This is a genomic window from Streptomyces violascens (genome assembly GCF_014649955.1).
GTDB classification, from domain to species: Bacteria; Actinomycetota; Actinomycetes; order Streptomycetales; family Streptomycetaceae; genus Streptomyces; species Streptomyces violascens.
In genome coordinates this window covers 130,917-145,163 of sequence record NZ_BMUA01000020.1, presented here as the reverse complement: position 1 = coordinate 145,163, position 14,247 = coordinate 130,917, and the positions used below count along the sequence as shown (strand labels likewise).

Sequence of the window (14,247 nt, the reverse complement as noted above, 5' to 3'; positions counted from 1 at the left end):
GCCCCGCACCGAACCCCACCTCCCGCGGAGGCGCCCCGCACCGAACCCCACCCCCCGCGGAGGCGCCCCGCACTGAACCCCACCCCCCGCGGAAGCGATCCGCGCCCGGTGTCGCCCCCGGCGAGGTCGCTACTATGCAGGCAACGGGCCGCACGGCCCGTTGCGCCGGTGACGGCGTCAGGGGAGGAAGCCCGGTGTGATTCCGGCGCGGTCCCGCCACTGTGAGCCCGGACCCGAGCCCCCGCTCGGCCGGGCGAGTCAGGAACTCCCCCCTCCCCTCGGGGAGACCCATTCCGACACCACCCGGGGCGCGGACACCCCGAGGAAGGCCTGACGCCGCATGCTTGAGGACCCCCAGGGCCCCCGCCCCATCCTGCTCCTGTCGACGTCCGACACCGACCTCCTCAGCGCCCGCGCCGCGAACGACGGCCCGGTGCCCTACCGGTTCGCCAACCCGTCCCGGCTCGCCCTCGACGACCTGCCCGCGCTCATCGACGGCGTCGGGCTCGTCGTCGTACGACTGCTCGGCGGCGTACGCGCCTGGCAGGACGGGCTCGATCAGCTCACCGCGAGCGGGCTCCCCGTTGTCGTGCTCACCGGCGAACAGGCCCCGGACGCCCAGCTCATGGCCGCCTCCACCGTCCCCGTCGGCATCGCCGCGGAGGCGCACGCCTACCTCGCGCACGGCGGCCCGGCCAACCTCGACCAGCTCGCCCGCTTCCTGTCCGACACGGTGCTGCTCACCGGCCACGGCTTCGAGCCGCCCGCGCCCGCCCCCTCCTGGGGCCCTCTTGAGCGCACGGCCCGTACGGTCGAAGGACCGACCGTCGCGGTGCTCTACTACCGCGCCCACCACATGAGCGGCAACACCGCCTTCGTGGACACCCTGTGCGGCGCGATCGAGGACGCCGGGGCCCGCGCGCTCCCGCTGTACGTGTCCTCGCTGCGCGCCCCCGAGCCCGCACTCATCGACGAACTGCGCGCCGCCGACGCCATCGTGACCACCGTCCTCGCGGCGGGCGGCACCAAGCCGGCCACCGCATCGGCCGGCGGCGACGACGAGTCCTGGGACGCGGGCGCCCTCAGCGGCCTCGACGTACCCATCCTCCAGGCGCTCTGCCTCACCGGCTCCCGCAGCGCCTGGGAGGAGAACGACGAGGGCGTATCCCCGCTGGACGCGGCCAGCCAGATCGCCGTCCCCGAGTTCGACGGCCGTCTCATCACCGTCCCGTTCTCCTTCAAGGAGATCGATGAGGACGGGCTGCCCGCGTATGTCGCCGACGGTGAGCGTGCTGCTCGCGTTGCCGGGATCGCCGTGCGGCACGCCCGGCTCCGGCACATCCCGGCCGCCGACAAGCGGCTCGCCCTCGTGCTCTCCGCGTACCCGACCAAGCACTCCCGGATCGGCAACGCGGTCGGCCTTGACACCCCCGCGAGCGCCGTCGCGCTGCTTCGCCGGCTGCGCGCCGAGGGCTACGACTTCGGGCCCGAGGACGAGATCCCGGGCCTGGTCTCCGGCGACGGCGACGAGCTGATCCGCGCCCTGATCGACGCGGGCGGCCACGACCAGGACTGGCTCACCGAGGAGCAGCTCGCGGCCAACCCGGTCCGCATCCCGGCCGCCGACTACAAGCGCTGGTACGCGACGCTGCCCGAGGAGCTGCGCGAGAACGTCGAGCAGCACTGGGGGCCGCCGCCCGGCGAGATGTTCCTGGACCGGTCCCGCAATCCCGAGGGCGACATCGTCCTCGCGGCCCTGCGCCGCGGCAACCTGCTGATCCTCATCCAGCCGCCGCGCGGCTTCGGCGAGAACCCGATCGCGATCTACCACGACCCCGATCTGCCGCCCTCGCACCACTACTTGGCCGCCTACCGCTGGATCGCGGCCTCCGCCGCCGACGGCGGTTTCGGCGCCGACGCGATGATCCACCTCGGCAAGCACGGCAACCTGGAGTGGCTGCCCGGCAAGAACGCGGGCCTGTCCGCCGCCTGCGGTCCCGATGCCGCGCTCGGCGACATCCCGCTGGTCTACCCGTTCCTGGTCAACGACCCGGGCGAGGGCACCCAGGCCAAGCGCCGCGTGCACGCCACGCTCATCGACCACCTGGTGCCGCCGATGGCCCGCGCCGACTCGTACGGCGACATCGCGCGCCTGGAGCAACTCCTCGACGAGCACGCCCAGATCGCGTCCATGGACCCGGCCAAGCTGCCCGCGATCCGCGCCCAGATCTGGACGCTGATCCAGGCCGCCAAGCTCGACCACGACCTCGGGCTCGAAGACCGCCCCGAGGACGAGGGCTTCGACGAGTTCATCATGCATCTCGACGGCTGGCTCTGCGAGATCAAGGACGTCCAGATCCGCGACGGCCTGCACGTGCTCGGCAACGCCCCGGCCGGCGCCGACCGCGTCAACCTGGTCCTCGCGATCCTGCGGGCCCGCCAGATCTGGGGCGGCACCACCGCCCTGCCCGGCCTGCGCGAAGCCCTCGGCCTCGATGAGTCCGCGGCCACCCGCACTTCGGCCGACGAGGCCGAGGAGCAGGCCCGCGCCCTCGTGCAGTTGATGGACGACGCCGACTGGGACCTGGCCGCAGTCCCCGCCGACCAGACCCAACAGGTGCGCGCCATCCTGGAGTTCGCGGCCCGCGAGGTCGTCCCGCGCCTCGCCGCGACCACCGCCGAACTCGACCACACCGTGCACGCCCTCAACGGCGGCTTCGTACCGGCGGGCCCCTCTGGCTCCCCCCTCCGAGGCCTGGTCAACGTCCTGCCGACCGGCCGCAACTTCTACTCGGTCGACCCCAAGGCCGTCCCCTCCCGGCTCGCCTGGGAGACCGGCCAGGCCCTCGCCGAGTCCCTCGCCAATCGCTACCGCACCGACAACGGCGACTGGCCGACCTCGGTCGGGCTCTCCCTGTGGGGTACCAGCGCGATGCGCACGGCGGGCGACGACGTGGCCGAGGCGATGGCGCTGCTCGGCGTGCGCCCCGTCTGGGACGACGCCTCGCGCCGGGTCACCGGCCTTGAGCCGATCCCGCTCGACGAGCTCGGCCGTCCCCGCATCGACGTGACCCTGCGCATCTCGGGCTTCTTCCGCGACGCCTTCCCGCACACGATCGGCCTCCTCGACGACGCGGTACGCCTCGCGGCCTCGCTCGACGAGCCCGCCGACCAGAACTACGTACGCGCCCACACCCAGGCCGACCTCGCCGAGCACGGCGACGAACGCCGCGCCACGACGCGCATCTTCGGCTCCCGTCCCGGTACCTACGGCGCGGGTCTGCTCCAGCTCATCGACTCCCGCGACTGGCGCACCGACGCCGACCTCGCCGAGGTCTACACGGTGTGGGGCGGCTACGCCTACGGCCGCGAGCTGGACGGGCGTCCGGCGCGGGACGAGATGGAGACGGCGTACAAGCGGATCGCGGTCGCGGCGAAGAACACCGACACCCGCGAGCACGACATCGCCGACTCGGACGACTACTTCCAGTACCACGGCGGCATGGTGGCGACCGTCCGCGCGCTCCGGGGCACCGCCCCCGAGGCGTACATCGGCGACTCGACGCGCCCCGAGACGGTCAAGACCCGCACCCTGGTCGAGGAGACCTCGCGGGTCTTCCGGGCCCGCGTGGTGAACCCCAAGTGGATCGAGGCGATGCGCCGCCACGGCTACAAGGGCGCCTTCGAACTCGCCGCCACCGTGGACTACTTGTTCGGCTACGACGCCACGACGGGCGTGGTCGCCGACTGGATGTACGACAAGCTGACCGAGACGTACGTCCTGGACCCGGCCAACCGCGAGTTCCTCCAGGCCGCCAACCCGTGGGCCCTGCACGGCATCGCGGAACGCCTCCTGGAGGCCGAGTCCCGCGGCATGTGGGCGAAGCCCGACCCGGCGGTCCTGGAAGCCCTTCGCCAGGTGTACCTGGAGACCGAGGGGGACCTGGAGGACGAGGGCTGAGTTCTTTGGCGTGGAGGGTGGGCCCGGGTCTCCTCCGATCCGGGCCCACCGGCGTTCAGTTGGCGGGTTTCAGCTCTGGGTGCCGAAGTCCTGGGTCCACCACGGCCCGCCGGAGCCGTAGTGCACACCGATGCCGATCTCCTTGAACGCGCAGTTCAGGATGTTGGCGCGGTGGCCGGGGCTGTGCATCCAGGAGTCCATGACGGCGGCCGCGTCGGCCTGCCCCCGGGCGATGTTCTCTCCGTACGTACTCCACTTGTACCCGGCGGCGGTGATGCGCTCGCCGGGCCCGGCGCCGCTGGGGTCGGTGTGGTCGAAGAAGTTCTGCGCGGCCATGTTCTCGGAGTGCTTGAGAGCGGCGTCGTAGAGCTTGGGGTTGCTGGTGAGCGCGGAGCAACCGGCCTTGGCGCGCTCGGAGTTGACGAGCGCGAGCACGTCCTGGGCGGCGGCGGGCTGACCGGAGTCGGTGCCGGTGGCCGCGCGCTTGGCGGTGGGGCTGGGCTTGGGCGACACGGGGCGCGAGGAGGGCTTGGCGGGGGGAGTGGAGGGCTTGACGCTGGGGCGGGGCGAACTGCTGGGCCTGGACGGCGAGTTGGAGGCGGAGGGGGTGGGCGGCACCGGCTTCGTGCTGACGCCGTCGGGGGCGGCCTCGGTGGTCGTGACGGGCGCGTCGGCGACGGCGTGCGAGGGATCCTGTCCCGAGTCGGTGAAGAAGTGGAAGGCCCCGCCGAGGGCGGCGATCGCGGCGACCCCGGCGATGACGGCGGCGGCCCGGCGCCGGCGCCGGGCCCGCTGGTCGCGCAGGTCGCGCCGGGAGGTGGGGCCGCGGCGCTTGTGGGCGGCGTGGGTGGCTCGGGGGGCGGGCTGGGACGCGGTGCCGGGAGCGGGTGCGGCGGGTGCGTTCGTGGCGTAGGCGGCGGTCTGCAGAGCCGGGCCCGCTCCTCCGTGGAGGGCGGCGAGAAGTCCGGCCGTTGCTGTCGCCGGGACGAGGGCGAGGCCGACGAGCAGCCCTTCGGCGGGTATGAGCCCGCTCCAGTGCCCGGAGCAGACGGCGCAGGTCCGGGCATGCCGGGCTATGCGCTTGCGCCAGAGGGCGGAGGGCAGTCCGTCCCAGGAGAGGGCGAGCCCGGAGAGCTCGCCGCAGCGCTCGATCCCGGCGAGGGCGCGCACGACGACTCGGGCGGTCTCCAGCTGGCCCTTCATGCGCTGGATGCGTACGGCGGCGTGCTCGGGGGACAGGTCGAGCGCGGAGGCGACCTCGCCCCGGGTGAGGACGCCGGCCGCCTCCAGCCACCACAGCGACAGGAGCGCGCGGTCGTCGGTCTCCAGCCAGCGGGTGGCCTCGGTGACCTCCTTGCGCTGCCCGGAAAGCCCGAGTTGCGTGATGGTGAGGTCGACGAAGTCGGCGCCGGGGTCGGCGACGTCGTAGGCGTCCTGGAGCCCGCCGTCGACGGGGGTACGGCGGTGGCCCTGCCAGTACCGCCGGATCTCGTTCATGGTGACGGCGACCAGCCAGGACCGGAAGGCCTCCGGGTCCCGCAGCGAGCCGAGCCCGTCGAGCATCCGCAGCAGGCTCTCCTGCACGACGTCGTCGACGTCGGCGTGCCCGTTCAGGGCGCGGCCGACGATGTTGTACACGAGCGGCAGATACCCGGCGACGAGCTCGTCCCGCGCCCGCTGATCCCCGTCCCGGGCCGCGACGACCACCGCGGCTGCCTGTTCACTGATCACGCCTCGTCCACTCTCCCCGGAGCATCGAACCTAACTGACCCGACGGAGAGGAGACAGAGCGACGGTGACCGGATAACAGAAATCCGATGATGGATATCGGCTTGTGTTTGCCAGGTTCTGACGACTTCAGACGGATTCTGGCTGGTGGAGGGTGTGCCGGGGGTGGGGGAGGCGATGGGGGTGTGGGCCTCGTCACGCTCGCTGGGCCGGTCGGGTGAGTCCATTCGGGTGAGGGCGGTGGGGGGCTGGTCGCTCCCCCAAGTTCTCGGCTTCGCTCGCATCGGGGCATTGCAGCCTGTCGTGGGGGCCCTGGCCCTTAAGGCCTTGGGGGAGTTTGAGGACGAACGCCCTTCAGGCGCGAACGGGGTCTGGGGCGGAGCCTCGGGGCGGCCTCAAGTTGCCCTGGCTACAAGGAAGTTGGGGTGGACGCGAACGAGGCGCGATAGGCGCGTGGGCTCGTTGTGAGGCGTATGGCGAAGTGTTGGCGCATCGTGATTTCGCTGCCGAAGCCTGCTCGGCGGGCCACCTCCGGCATGGGCAGGTCGGTGCGTTCGAGGAGTTTCTGGGCCGTCGCGATGCGCTGGTCGAGCAGCCAGCGCCGGGGCGTCGTGCCGGTGGCCGCGGTGAAGTGCCGGGCGAAGGAGCGGGGGGACATCCCGGCCCGCTCGGCGAGTGCGGGGACGGTCAGCGGCTCGTGGAGGTGGCTGAGCGCGTACGCCCGCACGTCGGCCAGGGCGTCCAGGTCCCGGTCGGTGCGCGGGGTGGGATGTTCGATGAACTGGGCCTGGCTCCCCGCCCTGAACGGCGCGGTGACCATCGAGCGGGCGATCGTCGCGGCGGTCTCGGCGCCGTGCGCGATCCGCACGAGGTGCAGGCACAGGTCGAGCCCCGCGGCCGTGCCGGCCGACGTCCAGATGTTGCCGTCCTCCACGAACAGCGCGTCCTGCTCGACGCGGACCCGCGGATGGCGGGCCCGGAACAGGTCGGTGAGAGCCCAGTGGGTCAGGGCGCGGCGGCCGTCGAGCAGCCCGGCCTGGGCGAGGGTGAACGCGCCCCCGCACAGGGAGGCGATGGTCGTGCCGCGAGCGTGGGCACGGCGCAGTGCCTCAAGTACGGGTGCGGGTGCGGGAGTTGTGTGGTCGTCCAGGCCGGGGACGAGGATCAGTTCGGCGCGGTCCAGCCAGGCCGGGGTCCGGTCCGGGGTGAGGGCGAGGCCGCCGCGCATCGGCACGGGCGCCGGGTCGGCCGCGACCCGGCGCAGGTCGAAGGCGGGCACGCCCCGGTCGGTGCGGTCCGCGCCCCACACCTCGGTGATCACGGAGACGTCGAAGGCCCGGATGCCGGGGAAGGCCAGCAGGGCGATGCGGTGGAGGGGAGTACGCGGCAGGCTCGGCATGGTGGCAGTAAACCATCGATCGCTGACTTCTGTACCTCTGGGGCGGGGTGCTCCGGAACGGCAGCATGGGGGCCATGAGCAACGCCATGAGCAGCAGTGACGAGAAGGTACAGAGCATGGGCACGGGCATGAGCACGGACATCGCGCCGAACTCGGCGCTCGTCGTCGTCGACGTACAGCAGGGCTTCGAGGAGGAGCGGTTCTGGGGGCCGCGCAACAATCCCTCCGCCGACGAGAACATCGCCGCGCTGATCGCGGCCTGGCAGGAGACCGGTCGGCCGGTCGTCTTCGTACGGCACGACTCGTCGAAGCCGGAGTCGCCGCTGCGGCCGGGGTACACCGGCAATGACTTCAAGGGGTACGTGGAGGAGCGGCGGGGGCTGGGCGGCGGCCCGGAGCTCCTCGTCACGAAGACCGTGAACTCGGCGTTCTACGGTTCGCCCGACCTGGACGCCTGGTTCAAGGAGGCGGGGGTCCAGCAGTTCGTGGTGGTAGGCATCCAGACCAATATGTGCGTCGAGACCACGGCCCGGATGGGCGGCAACCTCGGCTACGAGGTGCTGCTCCCGCTCGACGCCACCCACACCTTCGACCTGGCCGGCCCCTTCGGCTGGCACCGGAGTGCCGACGAACTGGCCCGGGCCACCGCGGTGTCCCTGCACGGCGGCGGCTTCGCGAACGTCGTGACGACGGCGGGGCTGCTGGCGGCGTGCCGGTAGCAGGGAATCGCGGTGCCGCGCTGGGTAGGCTCCCTGGGGTGACCCACGCCCCTGGACGGTCCCCGGAGCCCGGGCCCGCACCGACGCCGGACATCACGTACACGCGGTGCAAGCGGTGCGGCACGGAGTTGGCGGGGCTCGACGGGCGGTATTCGTGCGGGGTGTGCGGGTGGTCCAACCACTGGTCCGAGGGACATCGGCCGCTGCCCGTTGCCGGAGATGATCCGGATGCGCCTCCGCCGCCCGTCAATCCGTTGGGGGAACAGTAACGGCGTTGCGTGCTGCGGGAGTTGTCGAGTGGGCGGGGTGCGACGCCGGGGCTCCGACCCGGACCCCGGAGGCCCCCCCCCACCCCACCCCTTCCCGCTGCAACACTCTGCGGCTCCGCCGCGTGGCCTCCGGGGGCGGATGGGGCGGCTGCGGGCCGTGGGTGGCTGGTCGCTCCCCCAAGTTCTCGGCTTCGCTCGAACAGGGGGGACCCCCATCGCGGCGGAGCCCCACAATGTGACAGCCCCGCGCCCCTGACCCCCCTTTCAGCCTCGCGCGGCACGCAGAGCCGAGAAAGCGAGGTGCCCCGGCGCCGTAGGTGTATCGTGCGCAGCACCTTCGTCGCGAAATATACTGTTTTGTACGATGACTTGAGCGTCCCCAGGCCCCCTGGGCCCCCCAGGATCCGTCGCCGCGCCCTCCTCGCCACCCTCCCCCTGGCCTTCGCGCTGAGCGGATGTGACTCCGCGCCCCCGCGCGAGGCCTCGCGGCAGCCGGCGCAGGGTGCGCCCCGTGGGCCCGTGCGGCAGGCCGGGGTGACCGATCCGCGGACCCAGCACGCGCTCGTCCTCTCCTACGACCTCACCCCGGGCACGCGCGGAGCCTCCGGGAGGGACGCCGTACGGCGGCTGCTCGCGCGGTGGAGCGAGGCGCTGTCCGGGCTTGAGGCGGGGGCCACCGCGACCGTCGGGATCGGGCCCGCGCTGCCGAATCGGCTCGGCGTCGGGGCGCCCGAGGGGCTGCGGGAGCTGCCCGCGTTCGACGGGGAGCACCTCGACGCGGGGGCCGGCGGTGGCGAGATCGGGGTACAGATCTGTGCGCCGGACCCGTGGGCGTGCGAACGGGCCGCCGGGCTGCTCGCGGGCGCCGGCACCGGGGTGTTGCAGCCGCGCTGGCGGCAGGCCGGGTTCCTGCCGGGCGAGCTGCCCGGGCCGCAGTCCGGTCCCTTCACGGCGGTGCGCGACGGCGAGACCCCGCGCAATCCGCTCGGGTTCAAGGACGGGACGACGAATCCCACCGGCGCGGAGAGCGAGCGGTGGGTGTGGCTGCCGGGGCCCGGTCCGTACGCCGACGGCACCTTCCTCGTCGTACGGAGGGTACGGCTGCGTGCCGAGGAGTTCGGACGGCTGCCCGTTGCCCGGCAGGAGCAGATCATCGGGCGCCGCAGGCGTGGGGGTGAGCCGCTGGGGGGTGGCTCCGAGCGCGACGGGGCGGACCTGGACGCGCGGACTCCGGAGGGCGGTTACGTTCTGCCCGCCGACGCGCATGTGCGGCTCGCGAACTCCCGGCTCGATGACGGGGCTCGCATGCTGCGGCGCGGCTACTCCTACGAGAACAGTCGGGCCGACCGGGGGTTGCTGTTCCTGGCCTACATGAACGACCCCGCGCTCTTCGTGCGGGTGCAGCAGCGGCTTGTCGCGGGCGACGCGCTCAACTCCTTTGCCGAGCACTATGGTTCGGCGCTGTTCTATGTGCTGCCGGGGGCGGGGGCGGGGCGGCCGCTGGGCAGCGGCGTGCTGTGACGCTCCGCTGGGGGTGGGGGATTTCGGTGCGGGCTCCCTCGGCTGCGCCCGAATCCTCTGACGGCGGTGAGTCTGCGGGCGGTGGGTGGCTGGTCGTGCAGTTCCCCGCGCCCCTGGCGGGGTTGGGTGTGGGCTTCCCTGGGCTGCGCCCGGATCCTCTGACGGCGGTGAGTCTGCGGGCGGCGGGTGGCTGGTCGCGCAGTTCCCCGCGCCCCTGGCGGGGTTGGGTGTGGGCTTCCCTGGGCTGCGCCCGGATCCTCTGACGGCGGTGAGTCTGCGGGCGGTGGATGGCTGGTCGCGCAGTTCCCCGCGCCCCTGGCGGGGTTGGGTGTGGGCTTCCCTGGGCTGCGCCCGAATCCTCTGACGGCCGTCAGTCTGCGGGCGGTGGATGGCTGGTCGCGCAGTTCCCCGCGCCCCTAAACCCGCTTTCGGCCTCGGGCCGTGTGCGGTTGCTCGCTCCTCCAAGTTCTCGGCTTCGCTCGAACAGGGGGGACCCCCATCGCGGCGGAGTCGCACATGTCACAGCACCGCGCCCCTGGCGGCGTCGACCCCGCCAGGGTGCATTCCCAGCCCGTCATGGGGGTCCCCCCTGGCCCTTGAGGCCTTGGGGGAGTTTGAGGACGAGCGCCCTTAAGGAGCGAACGGGGTCTGGGGTGGAGCCCCAGGAGGACGGGCCGCACACTTCACCACCCCCGGAGGGTCTCGGGAAGGGGCGGGGTGGGGGAGCAACCCCAGGGTCACCCCGCCCCCGGGAAGTGGCAGGCCACCTCCCTCTCCTCCCCCCGCGCAACCCCCCGAAGGATCGGCGCCTCCACCCGGCAGATCGCCGCCGCCCGCGCGCAGCGCGGATGAAACGCGCACCCCGGCGGCGGCGACGCCGGACTCGGTGGGTCGCCGAGCAGCGTGATCCGCTCCCGGGCCCGCTCCGCCGCCGGATCCGGCAACGGCACCGCGGACAGCAGCGCCTGCGTGTACGGGTGGGCCGGTGCCGCGTACACCCGCTCCTTCGCGCCGATCTCCACCACCCGCCCCAGATACATCACCGCCACCCGGTCACACACCCGCTTCACCACCGACAGGTCATGCGCGATGAAGAGATAGGCGAGGCCCAGCTCCTTCTGCAGGCGCTCCATCAGGTTCACGATCTGGGCCTGGACCGAGACGTCCAGCGCCGACACCGGCTCGTCCGCCACCACCAGCTTCGGGTCCAGGGCCAGGGCCCGGGCTATCCCGATCCGCTGGGCCTGGCCTCCCGAGAACTCGTGCGGGTAGCGGTCGATGTGCTCCGGGATCAGCCCCACCAGATCCATCAGCTCCACCGCGCGAGCCCGCGCCGCCGACTCCGAGCTGCCGTGCGCGAGCAGCGGGTCCGCGATGACGCGGGCCACCGTCTGGCGCGGGTTCAGGGACGAGTGCGGGTCCTGGAACACCATCTGGAGGTCCTTCCGCACCGGCCGCAGCTCGCGCCGGTTCAGGCGGCTGATGTCGCGGCCCTCGTACGCGATCGTCCCCGAGGTCGGCTCCAGGAGCCGCACGATCATGCGGCCCGTCGTCGACTTCCCGCAGCCCGACTCCCCGACCAGTCCCAGCGTCTCGCCCGCCGCCACGTCGAAGCTCACGCCGTCCACCGCCCGCACGGGCGCCGAGCGGTTTCCCCGGCCCGGGAAGTGCATCCTCAACTCCCGTACGGAGAGGAGGGGTTGGAGGTCAGTGGAAACATCGCTCATGACGTCACGCCTTCGTACGCGGGGAGGTGGCAGGCCACCGGGTGGCCGGACGGCCCGCCCAGCAGGGGGCGTTCGTTCGAGCAGCGCAGCCTCACTTCGGCACTCGCGCTCGCCGCCCGCGGGCAGCGGGGTGCGAACGCGCAGCCCGGGGTCGGGTCGAGCAGGGAGGGCGGGCTGCCCGGGATGGCTCGCAGGGGGGCGTCGTCGTCATCGTCCAGGCGGGGGAGCGAGTCGAGCAGGCCCCGGGTGTAGGGGTGGGCCGGCGTGGCGAACAGGTCGTCCACCGGGGCCTGTTCGGCCGCCCGGCCCCCGTACATCACCAGGACCTCGTGGGCCACCCGGGCCACCACCCCCAGGTCATGGGTGATCATCACGACCGCCAGGCCGCGCTCCTGCTGCAACCGTGCGAGCAGTTCCAGGATCTGGGCCTGGACGGTGACGTCGAGCGCCGTCGTCGGCTCGTCCGCGATGAGCAGCTCCGGCTCGCACGCCAGCGCCATCGCGATCATCGCCCGCTGCCGCATGCCGCCGCTGAACTGGTGCGGGTACTCGCCCGCCCGGCGCGCCGGCTCCGGGATGCCGACCTCCGCCAGCATCTCCACCGCGCGTCTGTGGGCCTGTGCGCGGCGGGAGTCGAAGTGCACCCGGTGGTGCTCCGCGATCTGTTCGCCGACCGTGTAGTACGGGTGCAGACTGGACAGCGGGTCCTGGAAGATCATCGCGATGCGGCGGCCGCGCACCCGGTTCAGGGCGCGTTCGGGCAGGCCCACCAGCTCCTGCCCGTCCAGGGTGATGGAGCCGGTGACCTCCGCGCCGGTGTGCAGGCCGAGCACGGCCATGGACGTGACGGACTTGCCGGAACCGGACTCGCCGACGATGCCCAGCGTGCGGCCCCGGTGCACGTCGAAGGAGAGCGAGTCCACGGCCCGTACCGGACCGCGAGGGGTCGGGAACGTCACGCTCAACTCCCGTACGGACAGGAGCGGTTCGGGAGTCGCCATCAGAGCCTCACTCGCGGGTCTACTACCGCGTACAGAAGGTCGACGGCCAGGTTGGCGACGACGATGAAGGTCGCGGCGAGCAGCGTCACGCCGAGGATGACGGGCTGGTCGCCGGTGGACAGGGCGCCGTAGAAGAGCCGGCCGATGCCGGGCAGGCCGAAGATGGACTCAGTGATGACCGCGCCCGCGAGCAGCCCGCCCAGGTCCATGCCGAAGAGGGTCAGGATCGGGGTCATCGCGGAGCGCAGGCCGTGTTTGACGACGACCGTGCGGCGCGGCAGGCCCTTGGCGCGGGCGGTGCGGATGTACGGCTCCGCCATGGTCTCGATCATCGAACTGCGGCTCTGGCGGGCGTACATGGCGGCGTACAGGATGGCCAGCGCGATCCAGGGGAGCAGCAGGTTGGACGCCCAGTGCACGGGGTCGGAGGCGAGGGACACGTACTGGGGGTAGGGGAGCAGGCCCGCCACCCGGATCAGGCCGTAGATCAGCATCACCGAGGTGAAGTAGACCGGCATGGAGGCGGCGGCGACCGCGCCGACCATCAGGGCGCGGTCGGTGAAGGTGTCCTTGCGCAGGGCCGCCGCGACCCCCGCGGACAGGCCGAGCAGGAGCCAGAGCACGGCCGCACCCAGGGCCAGGGAGGCGGAGACCGGGAGGCGGTCCATGAGGAGCGACCAGACGGACTCGCTGTTCTCGTACGAGTAGCCGAGGCACGGGAAGCCGCAGTGCAGCGCGTACTGGCCGGTGCCCATGGTGCGGCCGGTGAAGATCCCGGAGGCGAAGTCCCAGAACTGGCGCCACAGCGGCTGGTCCAGGCCCATGTGCGCGCGGATCGCCTCCAGGCGCTCGGCGCTGCACGACTTGCCGCAGGCGGCCGCCGCCGGGTCGGAGGGCAGGACGTAGAAGATGGTGAAGGTGACGGCGGCGATCGCGATGAGCACGCCGATCACGCCGAGGATCCGGCGGGCGAGGTAGCGGGTCATGTGCGGCTGCCCCTCGGGTCGAGGACGTCGCGCAGGGCGTCGCCGAGCAGCGTGAAGGCGAGCACGGTGAGGAAGAGGCAGGTGCTCGGGATGATGAAGTACATCGGGTCGGTGTCGTAGAACGAGACGCTCTCGGCGATCATCTGGCCCCAGGACGGGGTGGGCGGGCGCACGCCGACGCCGAGGTAGCTGAGCGCGGCCTCGGTGGCGATCATGCCGGGGACGACGAGCGTGGTGTACGCGATGACGGGCCCGGCGACCCCGGGCAGGATGTCGCGGGTCAGGATGCGCCAGGGGCCCGAGCCGCCGACACGGGCCGCGTCCACGTACTCGCGGTGCTTGAGCGAGAGCGTCTGGCCGCGTACGACGCGGGCGATGCCGGGCCAGCCGAACAGCCCGATCACGGCGGTCATCAGCAGGATGCGGTTGACGTCCTTGGCGACCGACATCATCGCGATCATGAAGATGAGGGACGGGAAGGACATGGTGAGGTCCATCAGGCGGGACAGGACCGTGTCGGTGCGCCCGCCGAAGTAGCCGGCCGCGATCCCGGCGGCCGTGCCCGCGACCACCACGATCGCGGTGGCGGTCAGGGCGATGAGCAGGGAGACCTGGGCTCCGTACACGACGCGGGCGAACAGGTCGCGGCCGGTGACGGGTTCGACGCCGAGCCAGTGGTCGGCCGAGATCCCGCCGAGCGGGCCGAGCGGCTGGCCGCCGAGGTAGGGGTCGATGGCGGTCTTGTCGAACGCGTCGGGCGACCAGCCGCCGAGCGCGCCGAGCAGCGGGGCGCCGGCCGCCATGAGCAGGAAGAGCACGACGACGGCGAGGGAGATCTTCACGGAGGTGCGGCGGCGCAGTTCCGCGCGGGCGAGCTGCCAGGGCCCGCGGCCGGCCACCGGTGCCGGCGGTTTCACCAGAGTGGTGGTCATGGTC

General features: G+C 72.6%; 9 protein-coding genes and 1 riboswitch. Of the genes, 3 read left to right on the top strand and 6 right to left on the bottom strand.

Translation table 11 applies throughout. From position 1 onward, the window contains the following. Positions 1 to 183 precede the first annotated feature (183 nt). Positions 184 to 268, top strand: a riboswitch (cobalamin riboswitch). A 72-nt stretch (positions 269 to 340) separates the two neighbouring features. Further along, on the top strand, positions 341 to 3,961 hold the full coding sequence (gene cobN, locus IE206_RS30660) for a cobaltochelatase subunit CobN (protein WP_189967809.1): 3,621 nt from the start codon (positions 341 to 343) through the stop codon (positions 3,959 to 3,961). Positions 3,962 to 4,030: 69 nt separating this feature from the next. On the opposite strand, the gene IE206_RS30655 is transcribed toward cobN, so the two are convergent. Further along, entirely contained in the window at positions 4,031 to 5,692 is a 1,662-nt protein-coding gene (locus tag IE206_RS30655; RefSeq protein WP_189967807.1) for a sigma-70 family RNA polymerase sigma factor, read from the bottom strand. Positions 5,693 to 6,098: 406 nt separating this feature from the next. Next, on the bottom strand, positions 6,099 to 7,088 hold the full coding sequence (locus IE206_RS30650) for a GlxA family transcriptional regulator (RefSeq protein WP_189967805.1): 990 nt from the start codon (positions 7,086 to 7,088) through the stop codon (positions 6,099 to 6,101). Positions 7,089 to 7,216: 128 nt separating this feature from the next. On the opposite strand from IE206_RS30650, the gene IE206_RS30645 reads away from it, so the two are divergent. Together IE206_RS30645 and IE206_RS30640 are read left to right on the top strand one after the other, a co-directional pair. Continuing rightward, a complete protein-coding gene (locus tag IE206_RS30645) occupies positions 7,217 to 7,807 on the top strand; it encodes a cysteine hydrolase family protein (protein WP_189967833.1) in 591 nt (196 codons plus the stop codon). An 803-nt stretch (positions 7,808 to 8,610) separates the two neighbouring features. Continuing rightward, positions 8,611 to 9,597 (top strand): Dyp-type peroxidase, encoded by a 987-nt coding sequence (locus tag IE206_RS30640; RefSeq protein WP_189967803.1) that lies wholly within the window; start codon positions 8,611 to 8,613, stop codon positions 9,595 to 9,597. Positions 9,598 to 10,334: 737 nt separating this feature from the next. On the opposite strand, the gene IE206_RS30635 is transcribed toward IE206_RS30640, so the two are convergent. Genes IE206_RS30635 through IE206_RS30620 form a run of 4 tightly spaced genes read right to left on the bottom strand, consistent with a single transcriptional unit; the run spans position 10,335 to position 14,243 of the window. After that, complete coding sequence (locus IE206_RS30635; RefSeq protein ID WP_189967801.1) at positions 10,335 to 11,324, bottom strand: ABC transporter ATP-binding protein; 990 nt, start codon at positions 11,322 to 11,324, stop codon at positions 10,335 to 10,337. Continuing rightward, positions 11,321 to 12,325: an ABC transporter ATP-binding protein gene (locus tag IE206_RS30630; protein ID WP_189967798.1), complete on the bottom strand. Its 1,005-nt coding sequence runs from the start codon at positions 12,323 to 12,325 to the stop codon at positions 11,321 to 11,323. The genes IE206_RS30635 and IE206_RS30630 overlap by 4 nt, the downstream gene beginning before the upstream one ends. Beyond that, entirely contained in the window at positions 12,325 to 13,311 is a 987-nt protein-coding gene (locus tag IE206_RS30625) for an ABC transporter permease (protein ID WP_189967797.1), read from the bottom strand. The genes IE206_RS30630 and IE206_RS30625 overlap by 1 nt, the downstream gene beginning before the upstream one ends. Next, positions 13,308 to 14,243: an ABC transporter permease gene (locus IE206_RS30620; RefSeq protein ID WP_189967795.1), complete on the bottom strand. Its 936-nt coding sequence runs from the start codon at positions 14,241 to 14,243 to the stop codon at positions 13,308 to 13,310. Before IE206_RS30620 ends, IE206_RS30625 begins: the two co-directional genes overlap by 4 nt. Between the last annotated feature and the right edge of the window lie 4 nt (positions 14,244 to 14,247).

Excerpts from the sequence above, each read along its gene's own strand:
- IE206_RS30625 (WP_189967797.1), bottom strand. The coding sequence starts at position 13,311 with ATGACCCGCTACCTCGCCCGCCGGATCCTCGGCGTGATCGGCGTGCTC.
- IE206_RS30630 (WP_189967798.1), bottom strand. The coding sequence starts at position 12,325 with ATGGCGACTCCCGAACCGCTCCTGTCCGTACGGGAGTTGAGCGTGACG.
- IE206_RS30650 (WP_189967805.1), bottom strand. The coding sequence starts at position 7,088 with ATGCCGAGCCTGCCGCGTACTCCCCTCCACCGCATCGCCCTGCTGGCC.
- IE206_RS30635 (WP_189967801.1), bottom strand. The coding sequence starts at position 11,324 with ATGAGCGATGTTTCCACTGACCTCCAACCCCTCCTCTCCGTACGGGAG.
- IE206_RS30645 (WP_189967833.1), top strand. The coding sequence starts at position 7,217 with ATGAGCACGGACATCGCGCCGAACTCGGCGCTCGTCGTCGTCGACGTA.
- IE206_RS30620 (WP_189967795.1), bottom strand. The coding sequence starts at position 14,243 with ATGACCACCACTCTGGTGAAACCGCCGGCACCGGTGGCCGGCCGCGGG.
- cobN (WP_189967809.1), top strand. The coding sequence starts at position 341 with ATGCTTGAGGACCCCCAGGGCCCCCGCCCCATCCTGCTCCTGTCGACG.